The organism is Pseudomonas sp. P39-UII1, assembly GCF_039672635.1.
GTDB lineage: Bacteria > Pseudomonadota > Gammaproteobacteria > Pseudomonadales > Pseudomonadaceae > Aquipseudomonas.
This window is the reverse complement of the sequence record NZ_JBDFPP010000001.1, coordinates 393,880-410,820: the sequence shown is the minus strand read 5'-3', so window position 1 is coordinate 410,820 and position 16,941 is coordinate 393,880. Positions and strand designations below refer to the sequence as shown.

The following is a 16,941-nucleotide window of genomic DNA, read 5'->3' as shown; positions in this document are numbered from 1 at the left end:
GCAGCGGATATTTATCCATTCCTGTGGTAGCTTTGCGCGGTCTTGCGCACCTCGGGTGGCGCATTGCTGGCAGCGTGCTTGCGCCGTGTCGAACCAAACGCCGATTTACGCATCTACATGCCCGATTGGCGCGGCCCTCCAGAATTCAGGGGCTGGCCCGATAACGTCGTAGAGCGCTGCATAACCACTGAATTTGATAGGGAAGGAACACCACCATGGCATTGACCAAAGACCAACTGATTGCCGATATCGCCGAGTCGATCGCTCAGCCGAAAGCCACCGCCAAAAACGCTCTGGAGCAACTGGGCCAGATCGTTGCCGACCAACTGGAAAACGGCGCTGAAATCACCCTGCCAGGCATCGGCAAGCTGAAAGTCTCCGAGCGTCCTGCCCGTACCGGCCGCAACCCTTCGACTGGCGCTGCCATCGAAATTGCTGCCAAGAAAGTCGTCAAGTTCGTCCCAGCCAAATCGCTGACCGACGCCGTCAACAAGTAATTTGTTGAAGCTTTGACAAAACCGCGCCCGGCTTGCCCGGGCGCGGTTTTTTCATGCCTGTGATTTACGCGCGGCGTGCCAGGCCTGGCGCGCGCCCGTGTCATGGAAGCTCCAGGCGACCATGCGGCTCTGCTTCTGCCCCTGGCCCATCTCGATGATGCGCACAGCCTTGGCGCCGGCCTTCTTCAGCGCCGCTTCGATGCCGGGCAGGTTACTGGCCTTGGACACCAGGCTGGTGAACCACAGCACCTGCTGCGCGTATTGCACGCTTTCGCCGACCAGTTGGCTGACGAAACGAATCTCGCCACCCTCACACCACAGCTCGTTATTTTGCCCGCCGAAGTTGAGCACAGGCAGCTTGCGCTTGGGGTCCTGTTTGCCGAGGTTCTTCCACTTGCGCTGGCTGCCACGGGTGGCTTCCTCGCGTGAGGCATGGAAGGGTGGGTTGCACAGGGTCAGGTCGAAGCGTTCCTCCGCTTGCAGCAAGCCTGCGAGGATGTGCCTGGGGTTGGCCTGCTGGCGCAGCGCTATGCCTTTGCTCAGGCCATTGGCCTGAACGATCGCCTTGGCCGAGGCCAGGGCCACCGGGTCGATGTCCGAGCCGAGGAAGCGCCAGCGGTAATCGCTGTGGCCGAGCAGGGGGTAGATGCAGTTGGCACCCACACCGATGTCCAGGGCGCGTATCTGGGCACCCCTGGGCACCTCGCCGGCGTTGTCCTCGGCCAGCAGGTCGGCGGCGACGTGCAGGTAGTCGGCGCGGCCAGGGATGGGCGGGCACAGGTAGTCGGCGGGAATGTCCCAGTGCTGAATGCCGTACTGCGCCTTGAGCAGCGCACGGTTGAACACCCGTACGGCTTCAGGGTTGGCGAAATCGATACTGGGTTTGCCGTGGGGGTTGGTGATGGTGAAGCGGGCCAGGTCAGGGTGCGCCTTGATCAGGCTGGGGAAGTCGTAGCGGCCCTGGTGGCGGTTGCGCGGGTGCAGGGTGGGTTTCTGGGTCATGCTTGAATCCAAATGAGCATCGCTGGCCGTGGGGCCGCTGTGCGGCCCATTCGCGGCACAAGGCCGCTCCCACAGGATAGTGATGTTGGCGATAGCACCACTATCCTGTGGGAGCGGCCTTGTGCCGCGAACGAGGGCGAAGCCCTCGCCGGTCAGATCAGCAATATCAGGTTACAGCGCCGCAATCCGCGCATGCTGTTCGGTGAAGTTGGCCAGGGCCTGCTCGGCCTCAGCCAGCTTGGCGCGCTCCTTCTCGATCACCGCAGGCGGTGCCTTGTCGACGAAGGCGGCGTTGGACAGCTTGCCGCCCACGCGTTGCACTTCGCCTTGCAGGCGCTGGATTTCCTTGTTCAGGCGAGCCAGCTCGGCGTCCTTGTCGATCAGGCCAGCCATCGGCACCAGTACCTGCAGGTCGCCGACCAGGGCGGTAGCGGACAGCGGGGCTTCGTCGGCATCACCGAGCACGGTGAACGACTCGACCTTGGCCAGCTTCTTCAACAGGGCTTCGTTTTCCTGCAGGCGACGCTGGTCGTCGGCGTTGGCGTTCTTCAGGAACAGCGGCAATGGCTTGCCAGGCCCGATGTTCATCTCGGCGCGAATGTTGCGCAGGCCCACCATCAGCTCCTTGAGCCATTCGATGTCGCCTTCGGCGGCGGCGTCGATGCGGCTGTCGTTCGCCACCGGCCACGGCTGCAGCATGATGGTCTTGCCGTCGATGCCGGCCAGCGGCGCGATGCGCTGCCAGATTTCTTCGGTGATGAACGGCATGAACGGGTGCGCCAGGCGCAGCGCCACTTCCAGTACGCGCACCAGGGTGCGACGGGTGCCGCGGGCGCGTTCGACCGGGGCGTTTTCGTCCCACAGTACCGGCTTGGACAACTCCAGGTACCAGTCGCAGTACTGGTTCCAGATGAACTCGTACAGCGCCTGGCTGGCCAGGTCGAAGCGGAACTGCTCGAGCTGGCGGGTCACTTCGGCCTCGGTGCGCTGCAGCTGCGAAATGATCCAGCGGTCGGCCAGCGACAGCTCGTAGGCTTCGCCGTTCTGGCCGCAGTCCTCGCCCTTGTCCAGCACGTAGCGGGCGGCGTTCCAGATCTTGTTGCAGAAGTTGCGGTAGCCTTCGACGCGGCCCATGTCGAACTTGATGTCGCGGCCGGTAGAGGCCAGCGAGCAGAAGGTGAAGCGCAGGGCGTCGGTACCGTAGCTGGCAATGCCTTCGGGGAACTCGGCCTTGGTCTGCTTGGCGATCTTCTCGGCAAGCTTTGGCTGCATCATGCCGCTGGTGCGTTTTTCCAGCAGGGCGTCCAGGGTGATGCCGTCGACGATGTCCAGCGGGTCCAGCACGTTGCCCTTGGACTTGGACATCTTCTGGCCCTGGCCGTCACGGACCAGGCCGTGCACGTACACGGTCTTGAACGGGACCTGCGGGGTGCCATCTTCGTTCTTGATCAGGTGCATCGTCAGCATGATCATCCGGGCAACCCAGAAGAAGATGATGTCGAAGCCGGTGACCAGCACGTCGGTGGAGTGGAATTTCTTGAGGAATTCGGTCTGCTCAGGCCAGCCGAGGGTGGAGAAAGTCCACAGCCCCGAGCTGAACCACGTGTCGAGCACGTCGTCGTCCTGGCGCAGCACCACATCCGCACCCAGGTTGTGCTTGGCGCGCACTTCGGCTTCGTCGCGGCCGACATAGACCTGGCCGGCCTCGTCGTACCAGGCCGGGATACGGTGGCCCCACCACAGCTGACGGCTGATGCACCAGTCCTGGATGTCACGCATCCACGAGAAGTACATGTTTTCGTATTGCTTGGGCACGAACTGGATGCGGCCATCTTCCACGGCCGCAATCGCAGGCTCGGCCAGCGGCTTGGTGGACACGTACCACTGGTCGGTCAGCCACGGCTCGATGATGGTACCGGAGCGGTCGCCTTTGGGCACTTTCAGGGCGTGGTCGTCGATGCTGACCAGCAAGCCCTGGGCGTCCATGTCGGCGACGATCTGCTTGCGCGCGACGAAACGGTCGAGGCCAGCGTACTGGGCGGGCAGGCGGGTGTCGGCCTGCTCGTTGACGCTGCCGTCGAGGTTGAAGGCCTGGGCGGCAGGCAGCACCAGGGCGTTCTTGTCGAAGATGTTGAGCAGCGGCAGGTTGTGGCGCTTGCCGACTTCATAGTCGTTGAAGTCGTGGGCCGGGGTGATCTTCACGCAGCCGGTGCCGAACTCAGGGTCGCAGTAATCATCGGCGATGATCGGGATGCGACGGCCGACCAGCGGCAGTTCGACGAACTTGCCGATCAGCGCCTGGTAGCGCTCATCGTTCGGGTTGACGGCTACCGCAGCGTCACCCAGCAGGGTTTCCGGACGGGTGGTGGCCACTACCAGGTAGTCTTTGCCTTCGGCGGTTTTGGCGCCGTCGGCCAGCGGGTAGCGCAGGTTCCACAGGTGGCCCTTCTCGTCATGGTTTTCCACTTCGAGGTCGGAGATGGCCGTGTGCAGTTTGGTGTCCCAGTTGACCAGGCGCTTGCCGCGGTAGATCAGGCCGTCTTCGTGCAGGCGCACGAAGGCTTCCTTGACGGCGTCGGACAAGCCGTCATCCATGGTGAAGCGTTCGCGGCTCCAGTCTACCGACGAGCCCAGGCGACGGATCTGACGGCTGATGTTGCCGCCGGACTGCTCCTTCCATTCCCAGACCTTGTCCAGGAAGGCTTCACGGCCGAGGTCGTGACGGTTCTGGCCTTTGGCCTCGAGCTGACGCTCGACCAGCATCTGGGTAGCGATACCGGCGTGGTCGGTGCCTGGCTGCCACAGGGTGTCGCGGCCTTGCATGCGACGGAAACGGATCAGGGCGTCCATGATCGCGTTGTTGAAACCGTGGCCCATGTGCAGGCTACCCGTCACGTTCGGTGGCGGGATCATGATGGTGTAGGACTCGCCTGCACCTTGTGGAGCGAAATAGTTCTCGGACTCCCAGGTGTTGTACCAGGAAGTTTCGATGGCGTGCGGCTGGTAGGTCTTATCCATGCGCGGCGGGACCCTGTGCATTTATTCGGGAAAGCCGGGAAGTATAACCAAGGTGGGGGTCTGAGGCGACAGCTGTGCTTGTGTTGCCTGCCCTGGCCCCATCGCGGGCAAGCCGGCTCCCACACGGGTTGCAGCGCGGCAAATCCTGTGGGAACCGGCTTGCCGGCGATGGGGCCGGTATAGGCTTACTCGGAGCGCTTGATCAACCGCTCGATGCGGGCATCGAGGCGGCGTTTGATCTCGGTCTCGATATGCGGGGTAAAGTCATTGATCACGTCCTGCATGATCAATTGCGCTGCGGCGCGCAGCTCGGCTTCCAGGTGCAGCAGGGTGTCCTGGCGGCGGGTCTGCGAATCTTCTTCGGGCGCCGCCTCGGCGGGCGCGGCGATCGGTTCAGGCGCTGGCAAGGTGTTGCCGGCCGGTGTGTCCAGCAACAGCGGGATCTGCTCCACGGTCTCGGTCAGTAGCGGCGGCTGCAGGTCTGAATCGCCCAGCAGCTGGCGAATGGACTCCAGGTCGTCGAGCAGATGGGCGGAATCGGGTAGGGCGGAAGGCTTGTCCATCGTCGTTAAAGTCGCTGTAAGCGGTGGTCTTGCAGAGCATAGCCCTGTTCGCGGTAGAAACGGAATCGTTCGCGGGCTGATTGGCGGATGGTCGCCTCCTCGACGACGATCTCGGCCACCCGCTCGAACTGCCCGACAAAGATGGGCACATCGGCGCCCAGGTTGATCAGCAGGTCGCGGTGTTCGCCGGCACTCTCGGCGCTCAGGCCCAGCGCCACCGGCGCATCGGCATGCAGCTCGGCGAGGTCATGTGGCACGAAGGCTTCACCCTTGAAACGCCACAGGCGCAGGTCTAGCTCGCTGCGCTGCTCGGCGTCCTGGCAGTGCAGATAGACCCGGTGGCCGAGGCGCCAGGCCTTCTCGCACAGCTTGCAGGCGAAATCCAGCCGCGCCGACAACGCATCGGTGGGCAGAATGTAGAAATCGACTTTGCTCATGGTTCGGTCTGCCGGCCGGTAGTGCCTGGGGCACCACCGGCCTTATGGCATCACGCGCTGGCGCGATCGAGCAGGTACTGGGTCAGCAGCGGTACCGGGCGGCCAGTGGCGCCTTTGTCCTTGCCACCGCTAACCCATGCGGTGCCGGCGATGTCCAGGTGCGCCCAGTTGTAGGCCTTGGCGAAGCGCGACAGGAAGCAGCCTGCTGTGATGGTGCCGGCCTTGGGCCCACCGATGTTGCCCATGTCGGCGAACGGGCTGTCCAGCTGCTCCTGATACTCGTCGAACAGCGGCAGTTGCCAGGCGCGGTCGTCGGCACGCTTGCCGGCGTCGAGCAGTTGGCTGACCAGGTCATCGTTGTTGCCCATCAGGCCCGAAGTGTGGCTGCCCAGGGCGACGATGCAGGCGCCGGTCAGGGTGGCGATGTCGATCACCGCCTGCGGCTTGAAGCGCTCGGCGTAGGTCAGGGTGTCGCACAGCACCAGCCGGCCTTCGGCGTCGGTGTTGAGAATTTCGACGGTCTGCCCGCTCATGGTGGTGACGATGTCGCCCGGGCGGGTGGCGCCGCCGCTTGGCATGTTCTCGGCACAGGCCAGCAGGCACACCAGGTTGATCGGCAGTTGCAGCTCGAGGACCGCGCGCAGGGTGCCGAACACGCTGGCAGCGCCGCACATGTCGTACTTCATTTCGTCCATGCCGGCGCCTGGCTTGAGGCTGATGCCGCCGGTATCGAAGGTAATGCCCTTGCCCACCAGCACGAACGGCTTGTCCGCCTTCTTGCCGCCCTGATAGTTGAGCACGATCAGGCGCGGTGGCTGGTCGCTGCCCTGGCCCACCGCGTAGAACGCGCCCATGCCCAGGTCCTTGATCTTCTTGTCGTCCAGCACGTCGACCTTCAGGCCTTTGTGGGCCTTGCCCAGCTCTTTGGCCTGTTCGGCGAGGAAGCTTGGGTGGCACAGGTTCGGCGGCAGGTTGCCCAGGTCGCGGGTGAATGCCATGCCGGTGGCGATGGCGCTGGCATGCTTGACCGCACGCTCGACCTCGGCCAGGCCGGCTTTTTCGGCCAGCAGGGTGATTTTTTTCAAGGCGCGTGGTTCGGCCTTCTGGCTCTTGAAACGGTCGAACACGTATTCGCCGTCGAGCAGGGTTTCGGCCAGCAGGCGGTATTTGCCGTAATGGGCATCGCGGTTGTTGACGGCGATGTCGTCCAGCGCCAGCACGGCGTCGGCGCCGTTCAGGCCTTTGAGCACGCCCGCGACGCTGCCGACCAGTTTGCGCCAGGCGCGGTCACCGAGCGCTTCGTCCTTGCCGCTGCCTACCAGCAGCACGCGCTCGGCCTTGAGGCCCGGCAGGCCTTGCAGCAGCAGGGTCTGGCCGGGCTTGCCGGCCAGGTCGCCACGCTTGAGTACGGCGCTGATGGCGCCGTCGGCAGCCTGGTCGACGGCTTTGGCCACGGCGCCGAGCTTGCGCCCTTCACCGACCGCTACGACCAGAGTGGCGGTTTTTACGGATGCAGCAGCTACGCTTTTTACAACCAGTTCCATGTCAGGGTCCCCGAATGATCTGTGCAGTTGGCGCTTTGAACGCTCGCGCTCTGGGCGGGCCTGGCCGCGTGGTCGCGTACCAGTGGAAAAGCTGCCAGTTTGAGCCTCTGGCAAGTGTGCTGACAACCCCGTTGTCCGCGTTCATGCGAGGCCAAGTGACAGGCGCAGTCAATCACAGGATAATGCGCGCACTTTACATGGAGGTTCGCCCCCGGCGAACCGGCATTGGTCTTGGCTGTCGTAAGCCTTTGTTAGGCAGTCCGCCCCTGACAACCCAGGAGTGTCTGGTTTGATCGTCTTTCGTTATCTGTCCCGCGAGGTCCTCGTGACCTTGAGCGCCGTCAGCGCTGTGCTGCTGGTGATCATCATGAGCGGGCGCTTCATCAAGTACCTGGCCCAGGCGGCCCAGGGCGTGCTCGACCCGAGCGTGCTGTTCCTGATCATGGGCTTCCGCCTGCCTGGCTTCTTGCAACTGATCCTGCCACTGGGGCTGTTCCTTGGCATTCTGCTGGCCTACGGCCGGCTGTACCTGGAAAGCGAAATGACCGTGCTCTCGGCCACTGGCATGAGCCAGCAACGCCTGCTCGGCATGACCATGGCACCCGCTGCGCTGGTCGCGCTGCTGGTGGCGTGGCTGAGCCTGAGCCTGGCGCCGCTGGGTGTTGCCCAGGTGCAGAAGATCATTGGCCAGCAGGACGCCCTGACCGAGTTCGACACCCTGGTGCCGGGCCGCTTCCAGACCTTGCGCGATGGTTCCAGGGTGACCTACACCGAGCAGCTGACCGATGACCGCAGCAACCTCACCGGTGTGTTCATCTCCGAAAAACGCTTCAACCAGGACAAGACCAAGGACCGTGCACCGTCTGTGCTGGTGGCCGAAAAGGGCCACCAGGAAGTACAGGCCGACGGCAACCGCTACCTGGTCCTGCAGAACGGCTACCGCTATGACGGCAACCCGGGCCAGGCCGACTACCGTGCGATCAAGTACGACACCTACGGCGTGCTGCTGCCCAAGCCGGAAGTGAGCGAGGAAGTGACCGAGCGCGAAGCCATCCCCACCTCGCAACTCATCGGCCAGGAAGGGCTGCGCGAACGTGCCGAGCTGCAATGGCGTATTTCGCTGCCGATCCTGGTATTCATCGTGACCCTGCTGGCCGTGCCGCTGGCCAGGGTCAACCCACGCCAGGGCCGCTTCCTCAAGCTGCTGCCGGCGATTCTTCTGTACATGGCCTACCTGACGATGCTCATTTCCGTTCGTGGCGCCCTGGAGAAAGGCAAACTGCCGATCGCCCTGGGCATGTGGTGGGTGCATGGCCTGTTCCTGCTCATCGGCCTTGCGCTGATGTACTGGGAGCCGCTGCGCCTCAAGCGCGCCGCCCGCCGTGCGGAGGTGGCCCATGGTTAAGCTCGACCGCTATATCGGCATGAGTGTGCTGGTAGCCATTCTGGCCGTGCTCGGCATTATTCTCGGGTTGGCGTCGCTGTTCGCCTTCATCGATGAAATGAGCGACCTGAGCGACACCTACACCGTGCTGGATGCCGGCTGGTTCACGCTGCTCACCGCGCCCCGTCGGCTCTATGACATGTTGCCAATGGCGGCCCTGATCGGCTGCCTGATCGGCCTGGGCAGCCTGGCCAGCAACAGCGAGCTGACCATCATGCGTGCCGCCGGCGTCTCCATCGGGCGTATCGTCTGGGCGGTAATGAAGCCGATGCTGGTGCTGATGCTGGTCGGCCTGCTGATCGGCGAATACGTGGCACCGGTCAGCGAGAACAAGGCCCAGGCCGACCGTTCGCTGGCCCAGGGTGGCGGTGAGGCACAGAGCTCCAAGCGTGGCATGTGGCACCGCCAGGGCGACGAATTCGTGCACATCAACTCGGTGCAGCCAAATGGCCTGCTGTTGGGTGTGACCCGCTATCGCTTCGACGACGAGCGCAAGATCGTCACCTCCAGCTTCGCCCGCCGCGCCCGCTACGAGAACGATCACTGGGTGCTCAACGATGTCAGCACCACTTACTTCCGTGGCGACCACACCGAAGTGATCAAAAGCCCGGAAGAGCAGTGGGATGTCTCGGTCACCCCACAACTGCTCAACACCGTGGTGCTGGCGCCGGAGTCGCTGTCGATCACCGGCCTGTGGGACTATATCCACTACCTGTCCGATCAGGGGCTGAACAATGCCCGTTACTGGCTGGCGTTCTGGACCAAGGTGCTGCAGCCGGCAGTTACCGCTGCATTGGTGCTGATGGCGATTTCCTTCATCTTCGGCCCGCTGCGTTCAGTGACGCTCGGCCAACGCGTGTTCACCGGTGTGCTGGTGGGCTTCGTGTTCCGTATTGCCGGCGACCTGCTTGGCCCTTCAAGCCAGGTGTTCGGCTTCCCGCCCCTGTTGGCGGTGCTGATCCCGGCGGGCATCTGTGCCCTGGCGGGTGTCTGGTTATTGCGCCGGGCGGGATGACAGCCTGAGCGATACACGAAAGCCGACCTTGAGGTCGGCTTTTTTGTGAGTGTCATTTTTTCTGCTTCGGCACCCTCACCAGTTGCGTGTCCGAGTAGATGTCATGCCAGCCGCGCTTGCGCTTGTCGATCAACGACCAGAAGAAGCCCAGCCCCAGGCACAGCCACGACGCAATCGACACGATAAACCGTAACAGCGCCTGCCACAGGCTGATTGCGCTGCCATCGGCGTTCTGCACACGCACGCCCCATACCTGCATACCCAGGGTCTGTCCGCCATGGGTCCAGAACTTGGCAAAAAAACCGAACAGTGCAAAGAGCAGGATCGTCGACAGCAGCGGGTCGCCATCCAATGCGCCGGCATCGGTCAACTCACGCATGCGGGCCTCACCGATGACCGTCATCTGGATCATCTTGTACGCGCCTGCGGTGACGATCAGCAGCGCCGTGCACAGCAGAAAATCGTAGAACATCGCCGCCAGGCGCCGGCCGAGGCCGACCGGGGGGAATTCACCCTGGGGTGACAGCAGAGGTTTGGACATGCAGGACGGCTCCGAGTGGCGAAGCCGCCATTCTACGGGCAAAAAAAAGCCCCTGCACGGGGCAGGGGCTTTCTTCGAAGTCGTGCGGCTTAGCCGAGGACTTGAACCTTGTCAGCCTGCAGGCCTTTCTGGCCCTGGACGGCTTCGAAAGTGACCTTCTGGCCTTCTTTCAGGCTCTTGAAGCCGTTACCTTCGATAGCACGGAAGTGCACGAACAGATCAGCACCGCTTTCTGGGGTGATGAAGCCGTAACCTTTTTCGTCATTGAACCACTTGACGGTACCGTTCTGACGCTCAGCCATTGTCTTATTTCCTATGAAGCTTAAATTTTAATGACAGTTTCTTTCACGTTATTTAGAAGTGAAAGATCACTGGGCTGGGTTGCAGGAAAGTAAGTCACGTCGAACGGGTTGTAGCAAATTGCGGCTACTGGCCCAGGTCACGAACTGTTGCGACCCATGCAAACACAGTGCTGTGACTCTACGCCAACTCCCAAGAAAAAAACAAGCCCTGGGTCAGCTGGAAAATCGCGCTTTTTTCGACTAGCGGCTGGCACGTCGCAAACGGCATGGTGCCTGGCCTGGCGGCATGTTCAAAAGTTATTGGGAAGGTTCGAAATCGAATAAGTAGAACCTTCCCGCAAACCTCATGTCATGTCTTCAGCCGCGGTAGTAACGTTGCGCCACAAAAGGCATTTTACTGACTTTCAAGGCAACCTTCTTGCCGCGCACGAGTGCAAACAAGGGGGTGTCGAGCGCGGCATGTTCGATATCGACATAACCCATTGCAACCGGCGCGCCAAGTGTCGGGCCAAAGCCGCCACTGCACACTTTGCCAACGGGTTTATCCGACGCGTCGACAATCTCTGCACCTTCGCGCACTGGCGTGCGTTCTTGCGGCAGCAGGCCTACACGCTTACGCGCCACGCCGGCTTGCTGCTGGGCAAAGATCGCCTCGGCACCGGGGAAGCCGCCCGCACGTGCGCCGTCGGCGCGACGCACCTTGGAAACGGCCCAGAGCAGGCTGGCCTCGACCGGCGTGGTCTCGGTGTTCATGTCATGGCCATACAGGCACAGGCCCGCTTCAAGGCGCAAGGAGTCGCGGGCGCCCAGGCCGATCGGCTGCACTTCTGGCTCGGCCAGCAGGCGCCGGGCCAAGGCCTCGGCCGCGCCAACCGGTACCGAAATCTCGTAGCCGTCTTCGCCGGTGTAGCCCGAACGGCTGACAAAGCAGTCTTCACCCAGCAGGGTCACAGGCCGGAACTGCATGAACGTCATGCCAGCCACTTCCGGTGCCAGGCGCTCCAGCACCTTGACCGCTGCCGGGCCTTGCAGGGCGAGCAGCGCCCGTTCCTCGAACAGCGGTTGAATCTCGCACCGGCCAGCGATGTGCTGCTGCAGGTGGGCCAGGTCCTGGTCCTTGCAGGCGGCGTTTACAACCAGGAACAGCGTGTCGTCACCCAGGTTGGCGACCATCAGGTCGTCGAGGATACCGCCATGCTCGTTGGTGAACATGGCATAGCGCTGCATGCCTACCGGCAAGTCGACGATATCCACCGGCACCAGGCTTTCCAGGGCCAGGGCTGCGTCCCGGCCGCGCAGGATGATCTGGCCCATGTGCGAGACATCGAACAGCCCGGCGTGCTCGCGGGTGTGCAGGTGTTCCTTGAGCACGCCCAGCGGGTACTGCACCGGCATGTCGAAGCCGGCGAATGGCACCATGCGCGCGCCCAGTTCCAGGTGCAGGGCGTGCAGCGGGGTCTTGTGCAGTGTTTCGGACATCGGTGACTCCTCAGGTTTAGTGTCGGGTCAACATTCGATGATGTTGACGGCCAGACCGCCGCGGGCGGTCTCCTTGTATTTGCTTTTCATGTCGGCGCCGGTCTGGCGCATGGTGCGGATGACCTTGTCGAGCGACACGTAATGCTGCCCGTCGCCGCGCAAGGCCATGCGCACCGCATTGATGGCCTTCACCGAACCCATGGCGTTGCGCTCGATGCAGGGCACCTGGACCAGCCCGCCAATGGGGTCGCAGGTCAGGCCGAGGTTGTGTTCCATGCCAATCTCGGCGGCGTTCTCCACTTGTTGCACACTGCCGCCCATCACTTCGCACAAGGCCCCGGCGGCCATCGAGCAGGCCACGCCGACCTCGCCCTGGCAGCCGACCTCGGCCCCGGAAATCGAGGCGTTTTCCTTGTACAGGATGCCGATCGCCGCAGCGGTGAGCAGAAAGCGCACCACGCCGTCCTCACTGGCACCCGGGACGAAGCGCATGTAGTAGTGCAGCACGGCCGGGACGATGCCCGCCGCCCCGTTGGTCGGTGCGGTGACCACGCGCCCGCCGTAGGCGTTTTCCTCGTTTACCGCGAGGGCGTACAGGTTGACCCAGTCCAGTACCGACAACGCATCGCGCAGGTTGGCTTCCGGGTGCTGGCTGAGTTGGCGGTACAGGGCCGGCGCGCGGCGCTTGACCTTGAGCCCCCCGGGCAGGATGCCCTCATGCCGGTAGCCGGCCTCGACGCAGTCCTGCATCACCTGCCAGATCCGCAGCAGGCCAGCACGTGTTTCGGCCTCCGGGCGCCAGGCGGCCTCGTTGGCCAGCATCACCTGGCTCACCGACAAGTGCTGCGCGGTGCAATGCCCGAGCAGCGCCTTGGCCGTGGTGAACGGGTAGGTCAATACGGTGCTGTCCTCGACGATGCGGTCCTGCCCGGCGGCATCTTGGTCGACCACGAAACCACCGCCGACCGAGTAGTACTCGCGGCTGCGGATTTGCAATCCGGCGGCGTCGAAGGCGCGGAAGATCATGCCGTTGGGGTGATACGCCAGCGGTTTGCGGATCATCGCCAGGTGCTGCTTCTCGACGAAGGCGATCTGGTGTTCGCCGAGCAGGTGCAGCTGGCCGCTGCTGCGGATGGCCTGCAGGCGGGCGGGGATGGATTCGGTATCGACGGTGTCGGGGTGCTCGCCTTCAAGGCCGAGCAACACCGCCTTGTCGCTGCCGTGGCCCTTGCCGGTGGCGCCCAGCGAGCCATACAGCTCGGCCTTGACGCTGACAGTGCTGGCCAGCAGGCCGTCACGGCGCAGGCCTTCGGCAAAACGCGCGGCGGCGCGCATCGGGCCGACCGTATGGGAACTGGAGGGGCCGATGCCGATCTTGAACAGGTCGAAGACGCTCAGGGACATTGCTTGTTCCCTCCGGAGAGTAAAGGCGAGTGCTGCGCACTCGATCGCTGGCAAGCCAGCTCCTACAGGTACTGCACCAGTCTGGGAAGCACTGGAGACCCTGTGGGAGCCGGCTTGCCGGCGATGAGGCCGCAGAGCCTGGTCAGGCGTCCTGATAGCTCTCGATCGACGGGCAGGCGCACACCAGGTTGCGGTCACCAAACACGTTGTCTACCCGGCCCACCGGCGGCCAGTACTTGCTTTCCACCAGACTCGCCAGCGGGTAGACGGCCTGTTCGCGGCTGTAGCCATGTGCCCACTCGCCCACCAGCTCGGCTGCGGTATGCGGCGCGTTCTTCAATGGGTTGTCGTCCTTGTCCAGGCTGCCGTTTTCCACGGCGCGAATCTCTTCGCGGATCTGGATCATCGCGTCGCAGAAGCGGTCCAGCTCTTCCTTGGCTTCGCTTTCGGTCGGTTCGATCATCAGCGTACCGGCCACCGGGAAGGACATGGTCGGGGCGTGGAAGCCGAAGTCGATCAGGCGCTTGGCAACGTCATCGACGCTGATGCCGCTGGTGTCCTTGAGCGGGCGCAGGTCGAGGATGCACTCGTGGGCGACCAGGCCATTGCCACCGGTATACAGAACAGGATAGTGCTCTTCCAGCCGGCGGGCGATGTAGTTGGCGTTGAGGATCGCCATCTGCGAGGCGCGCTTGAGGCCGGCACCGCCCATCATGCGGATGTACATCCAGGTGATCGGCAAGATGCTGGCACTGCCGAACGGCGCGGCGCAGACGGCGCCCTCACGGTTTTCCAGCTGCGCGTGGCCCGGCAGGAACGGTGCCAGGTGCGACTTGACGCCAATCGGGCCAACGCCCGGGCCGCCACCGCCGTGGGGGATGCAGAAGGTCTTGTGCAGGTTCAGGTGGGAAACGTCGCCGCCGAACTTGCCCGGGGCGCACAGGCCGACCATGGCATTCATGTTGGCGCCGTCGATGTACACCTGGCCGCCGTTGTCATGGATGATCGCGCAGATCTCGCCGATCGCCTCCTCGAACACGCCGTGGGTGGACGGGTAGGTGATCATGATCGCGGCCAGGCGTTCGCGGTGCTCGATGGCCTTGGCGCGCAGGTCCTCCACATCGACGTTGCCACGCGCGTCACAAGCGGTGACCACCACACGCATGCCCGCCATGTGCGCAGTCGCCGGGTTGGTGCCGTGGGCCGAAGAAGGGATCAGGCAGATGTCGCGATGGCTGTCGCCGCGGCTGCGGTGGTAGGCACGGATGGCCAGAAGGCCCGCGTACTCGCCCTGTGAACCGGCGTTGGGCTGCAGCGACACGGCATCATAGCCGGTGGCGGCGCACAGCATGGCTTCCAGCTCGGTGGTCAGCTGCTGGTAGCCCTGGCTTTGCTCAGCCGGGGCGAACGGGTGCAGGTTGCCGAATTCGGCCCAGGTCACCGGGATCATTTCGCTGGCGGCATTGAGCTTCATGGTGCACGAACCCAGCGGGATCATGCTGCGGTCCAGCGCCAGGTCCTTGTCGGCCAGGCGGCGCAGGTAGCGCATCAGCTCGGTTTCGCTGTGGTAGCGGTTGAACACCGGGTGTTCGAGGATCGCCGACTGGCGCAGCAGGGTGGCCGGCAGGCGCGAGCCGGTGCTGGCGGCCAGGGCGGCGAAGTCGGGTTGCGCCTGTTCGCCTGCGAACAGCTGCCACAGCGCCTCGACATCGGCCTGGGTGCTGGTTTCGTCGAGCGACAGGCCCAGGTGGGCGGCGTCGACCTGGCGCAGGTTGATGCGCTGAGCGCGAGCCTTGTCGTGCAGGCTGGCAGTGGCGCTGCCGGTGGCCAGGGTCAGGGTGTCGAAAGCGGTGTCGCCGATCATCTCCACGCCCAGGGTTTTCAGGCCGGCGGCGAGAATGGCGGTCAGCGCGTGGGTGCGCTCGGCGATGCGCTTGAGGCCGGCAGGGCCGTGGTACACGGCGAACATGCTGGCGATGTTGGCCAGTAGCACCTGGGCGGTGCAGATGTTGCTGGTGGCCTTCTCGCGACGGATATGCTGTTCGCGCGTCTGCATGGCCAGGCGCAGGGCAGTCTTGCCGAAGCGGTCGATCGACACGCCGACCAGGCGGCCCGGCATGTCGCGTTTGAAGGCGTCACGGGTGGCGAAGTAGGCCGCGTGCGGGCCACCAAAGCCCAGTGGCACGCCAAAGCGCTGGGCGCTGCCGATGGCCACGTCGGCCTCGAACTCGCCCGGCGGGGTCAGCAGGGTCAGGGCCAGCAGGTCGGCAGCAACGGCCACCAGCGCGTTGGCGGCGTGAAAGCGCTGCACCAGCTCGCGGTAGTCGAACACTTCACCATTGCTGGCCGGGTATTGCAGCAGTGCACCAAAGAAGGCGCTGACGTCGCCCAGTTCACGCTCGTCGCCGACCACGATCTCGATGCCCAGCGGCTCGGCACGGGTACGCAGTACGTCGAGGGTCTGCGGGTGGCAGTGCACGGAGGCGAAGAAGGCATGGCTGGCCTTGTTCTTCGACAGGCGCTTGCAGAAGGTCATGGCCTCGGCTGCGGCAGTGGCTTCGTCGAGCAGGGAGGCGTTGGCGATCGGCAGGCCGGTCAGGTCGCTGATCAAGGTCTGGAAGTTCAGCAGGGCTTCCAGGCGGCCTTGGGAAATTTCTGGCTGGTATGGGGTGTAGGCGGTGTACCAGGCCGGGTTTTCCAGCAGGTTGCGCAGGATCGGTGCTGGGGTGTGGGTGTTGTAGTAGCCCTGGCCGATGTAGTTCTTGAACAGCTGGTTGTTACTGGCGATGGCCTTCAGTGTGGCAAGGGCATCGGCTTCACTCTGGCCGTCTTGCGAGCCGAGCACGCTGGTGCCTTTGATGCTGTCGGGGATGACAGCGGCGGTCATGGCCTCCAGCGTGTCGAAGCCCAGGGTGGCCAGCATGGCCTGCTCATCAGCGGCGCGTGGGCCGATGTGGCGGGCGATGAATTCGTTGGCGGTGCCGAGGTTGATGGTCATGTTCAGGTCCTCAGGCGTCGTCGTTGGCTTTGATCAGGCGGTCGTATGCGTCCTGGTCGAGCAGGGCGGTTACCTCGCTCATGTCAGCCGGGATAAAGCGGAAGAACCAGCCTTCGCCCAGCGGGTCTTCATTGACCCGCTCCGGGCTGTCGTTGAGCCCATCGTTGACGGCGACCACTTCACCGGCCAGTGGCATGTACACACCGCTGGCGGCCTTGACCGACTCGACGGTGGAGGCTTCGGCACCTTTGTCGTACCGCTGCAACTCCGGCAGTTGCACGTAGACCACATCGCCGAGGGCATTCTGGGCGTAGGCGGTGATGCCTACGGTGACGCTACCGTCGGCTTCGACGCGCAGCCATTCGTGATCTTCGGTGAAACGCAACTCGCTCATGGGAAATCCTCGGGAAGCAGGGCGTTGGGCGCGGTGGGTACGCGCTCTTGGGTTGAGGTTCCATAAGCAAAAATGCGGCCACTAACAAAAAGTCGTTAAAAATCAATTAGATAACATAATCTGCTAAATATGCGATCTATAATGTGGAACGAAAACGCTACGGAACAAGCGAGGACGAAAAGGTTCGGAGGATCAAACCCTTGTCCACGATGACTGGAATGGGTGTGTATTGAATTCGATACGATGTATCGTTTTCGGTACGGCCCTGTGCGCGATGCGTCGCGACAGGGCGCTTGGTCCGAC

14 protein-coding genes are annotated in these 16,941 nt (G+C 63.5%); 3 read left to right on the top strand and 11 right to left on the bottom strand.

Features of this window, described 5'->3' with window-relative positions:
- The first annotated feature begins 215 nt into the window (after positions 1 to 215).
- On the top strand, positions 216 to 497 hold the full coding sequence (locus tag ABEH27_RS01935) for an HU family DNA-binding protein (RefSeq protein WP_346611940.1): 282 nt from the start codon (positions 216 to 218) through the stop codon (positions 495 to 497).
- Between the two features lie 51 nt (positions 498 to 548).
- Here ABEH27_RS01935 and rlmF read toward each other — a convergent pair whose 3' ends face one another.
- From rlmF to ABEH27_RS01910, 5 genes are all read right to left on the bottom strand, one after another.
- Positions 549 to 1,499 (bottom strand): 23S rRNA (adenine(1618)-N(6))-methyltransferase RlmF, encoded by a 951-nt coding sequence (gene rlmF / locus ABEH27_RS01930; protein WP_346611939.1) that lies wholly within the window; start codon positions 1,497 to 1,499, stop codon positions 549 to 551.
- Between the two features lie 171 nt (positions 1,500 to 1,670).
- Positions 1,671 to 4,517, bottom strand: a complete 2,847-nt coding sequence (locus tag ABEH27_RS01925; RefSeq protein ID WP_346611938.1) for a valine--tRNA ligase — start codon at positions 4,515 to 4,517, stop codon at positions 1,671 to 1,673.
- 185 nt (positions 4,518 to 4,702) lie between these two features.
- Entirely contained in the window at positions 4,703 to 5,080 is a 378-nt protein-coding gene (locus ABEH27_RS01920; RefSeq protein ID WP_346611937.1) for a DNA polymerase III subunit chi, read from the bottom strand.
- Between the two features lie 5 nt (positions 5,081 to 5,085).
- Positions 5,086 to 5,517, bottom strand: a complete 432-nt coding sequence (locus ABEH27_RS01915) for a DNA polymerase III subunit chi (RefSeq protein WP_346611936.1) — start codon at positions 5,515 to 5,517, stop codon at positions 5,086 to 5,088.
- 50 nt (positions 5,518 to 5,567) lie between these two features.
- Positions 5,568 to 7,061: a leucyl aminopeptidase gene (locus ABEH27_RS01910; RefSeq protein ID WP_346611935.1), complete on the bottom strand. Its 1,494-nt coding sequence runs from the start codon at positions 7,059 to 7,061 to the stop codon at positions 5,568 to 5,570.
- Positions 7,062 to 7,350: 289 nt separating this feature from the next.
- On the opposite strand from ABEH27_RS01910, the gene lptF reads away from it, so the two are divergent.
- Together lptF and lptG are read left to right on the top strand one after the other, a co-directional pair.
- Positions 7,351 to 8,466 (top strand): LPS export ABC transporter permease LptF, encoded by a 1,116-nt coding sequence (gene lptF / locus ABEH27_RS01905; RefSeq protein WP_346611934.1) that lies wholly within the window; start codon positions 7,351 to 7,353, stop codon positions 8,464 to 8,466.
- The gene (lptG, locus tag ABEH27_RS01900) at positions 8,459 to 9,520 is read left to right on the top strand and encodes an LPS export ABC transporter permease LptG (protein ID WP_346611933.1); all 1,062 of its coding nucleotides are present in this window, start codon (positions 8,459 to 8,461) and stop codon (positions 9,518 to 9,520) included. The genes lptF and lptG overlap by 8 nt, the downstream gene beginning before the upstream one ends.
- A 52-nt stretch (positions 9,521 to 9,572) precedes the next feature.
- On the opposite strand, the gene ABEH27_RS01895 is transcribed toward lptG, so the two are convergent.
- The 6 genes from ABEH27_RS01895 to gcvH all read right to left on the bottom strand — a co-directional run bounded on the left by ABEH27_RS01895 (position 9,573) and on the right by gcvH (position 16,638).
- A complete protein-coding gene (locus ABEH27_RS01895) occupies positions 9,573 to 10,061 on the bottom strand; it encodes an RDD family protein (protein WP_346611932.1) in 489 nt (162 codons plus the stop codon).
- Between the two features lie 89 nt (positions 10,062 to 10,150).
- A complete protein-coding gene (locus ABEH27_RS01890; protein WP_012316046.1) occupies positions 10,151 to 10,363 on the bottom strand; it encodes a cold-shock protein in 213 nt (70 codons plus the stop codon).
- Between the two features lie 357 nt (positions 10,364 to 10,720).
- The gene (gene gcvT / locus ABEH27_RS01885) at positions 10,721 to 11,842 is read right to left on the bottom strand and encodes a glycine cleavage system aminomethyltransferase GcvT (RefSeq protein WP_346611931.1); all 1,122 of its coding nucleotides are present in this window, start codon (positions 11,840 to 11,842) and stop codon (positions 10,721 to 10,723) included.
- A 27-nt stretch (positions 11,843 to 11,869) separates the two neighbouring features.
- Positions 11,870 to 13,246 carry an L-serine ammonia-lyase gene (locus ABEH27_RS01880; protein WP_346611930.1) on the bottom strand — a complete coding sequence of 459 codons (1,377 nt, stop codon included), beginning with the start codon at positions 13,244 to 13,246 and terminating at the stop codon, positions 11,870 to 11,872.
- Between the two features lie 142 nt (positions 13,247 to 13,388).
- Positions 13,389 to 16,244, bottom strand: coding sequence for an aminomethyl-transferring glycine dehydrogenase (gcvP, locus tag ABEH27_RS01875; RefSeq protein ID WP_346611929.1), 2,856 nt, complete (start codon positions 16,242 to 16,244; stop codon positions 13,389 to 13,391).
- Between the two features lie 10 nt (positions 16,245 to 16,254).
- The gene (gene gcvH / locus ABEH27_RS01870; RefSeq protein ID WP_346611928.1) at positions 16,255 to 16,638 is read right to left on the bottom strand and encodes a glycine cleavage system protein GcvH; all 384 of its coding nucleotides are present in this window, start codon (positions 16,636 to 16,638) and stop codon (positions 16,255 to 16,257) included.
- Positions 16,639 to 16,941: the final 303 nt, after the last annotated feature.

Excerpts from the sequence above, each read along its gene's own strand:
- ABEH27_RS01935 (WP_346611940.1), top strand. The coding sequence starts at position 216 with ATGGCATTGACCAAAGACCAACTGATTGCCGATATCGCCGAGTCGATC.
- rlmF (WP_346611939.1), bottom strand. The coding sequence starts at position 1,499 with ATGACCCAGAAACCCACCCTGCACCCGCGCAACCGCCACCAGGGCCGC.
- ABEH27_RS01925 (WP_346611938.1), bottom strand. The coding sequence starts at position 4,517 with ATGGATAAGACCTACCAGCCGCACGCCATCGAAACTTCCTGGTACAAC.
- ABEH27_RS01920 (WP_346611937.1), bottom strand. The coding sequence starts at position 5,080 with ATGGACAAGCCTTCCGCCCTACCCGATTCCGCCCATCTGCTCGACGAC.
- ABEH27_RS01915 (WP_346611936.1), bottom strand. The coding sequence starts at position 5,517 with ATGAGCAAAGTCGATTTCTACATTCTGCCCACCGATGCGTTGTCGGCG.
- ABEH27_RS01910 (WP_346611935.1), bottom strand. The coding sequence starts at position 7,061 with ATGGAACTGGTTGTAAAAAGCGTAGCTGCTGCATCCGTAAAAACCGCC.
- lptG (WP_346611933.1), top strand. The coding sequence starts at position 8,459 with ATGGTTAAGCTCGACCGCTATATCGGCATGAGTGTGCTGGTAGCCATT.
- ABEH27_RS01895 (WP_346611932.1), bottom strand. The coding sequence starts at position 10,061 with ATGTCCAAACCTCTGCTGTCACCCCAGGGTGAATTCCCCCCGGTCGGC.
- ABEH27_RS01890 (WP_012316046.1), bottom strand. The coding sequence starts at position 10,363 with ATGGCTGAGCGTCAGAACGGTACCGTCAAGTGGTTCAATGACGAAAAA.
- gcvT (WP_346611931.1), bottom strand. The coding sequence starts at position 11,842 with ATGTCCGAAACACTGCACAAGACCCCGCTGCACGCCCTGCACCTGGAA.
- ABEH27_RS01880 (WP_346611930.1), bottom strand. The coding sequence starts at position 13,246 with ATGTCCCTGAGCGTCTTCGACCTGTTCAAGATCGGCATCGGCCCCTCC.
- gcvP (WP_346611929.1), bottom strand. The coding sequence starts at position 16,244 with ATGACCATCAACCTCGGCACCGCCAACGAATTCATCGCCCGCCACATC.
- gcvH (WP_346611928.1), bottom strand. The coding sequence starts at position 16,638 with ATGAGCGAGTTGCGTTTCACCGAAGATCACGAATGGCTGCGCGTCGAA.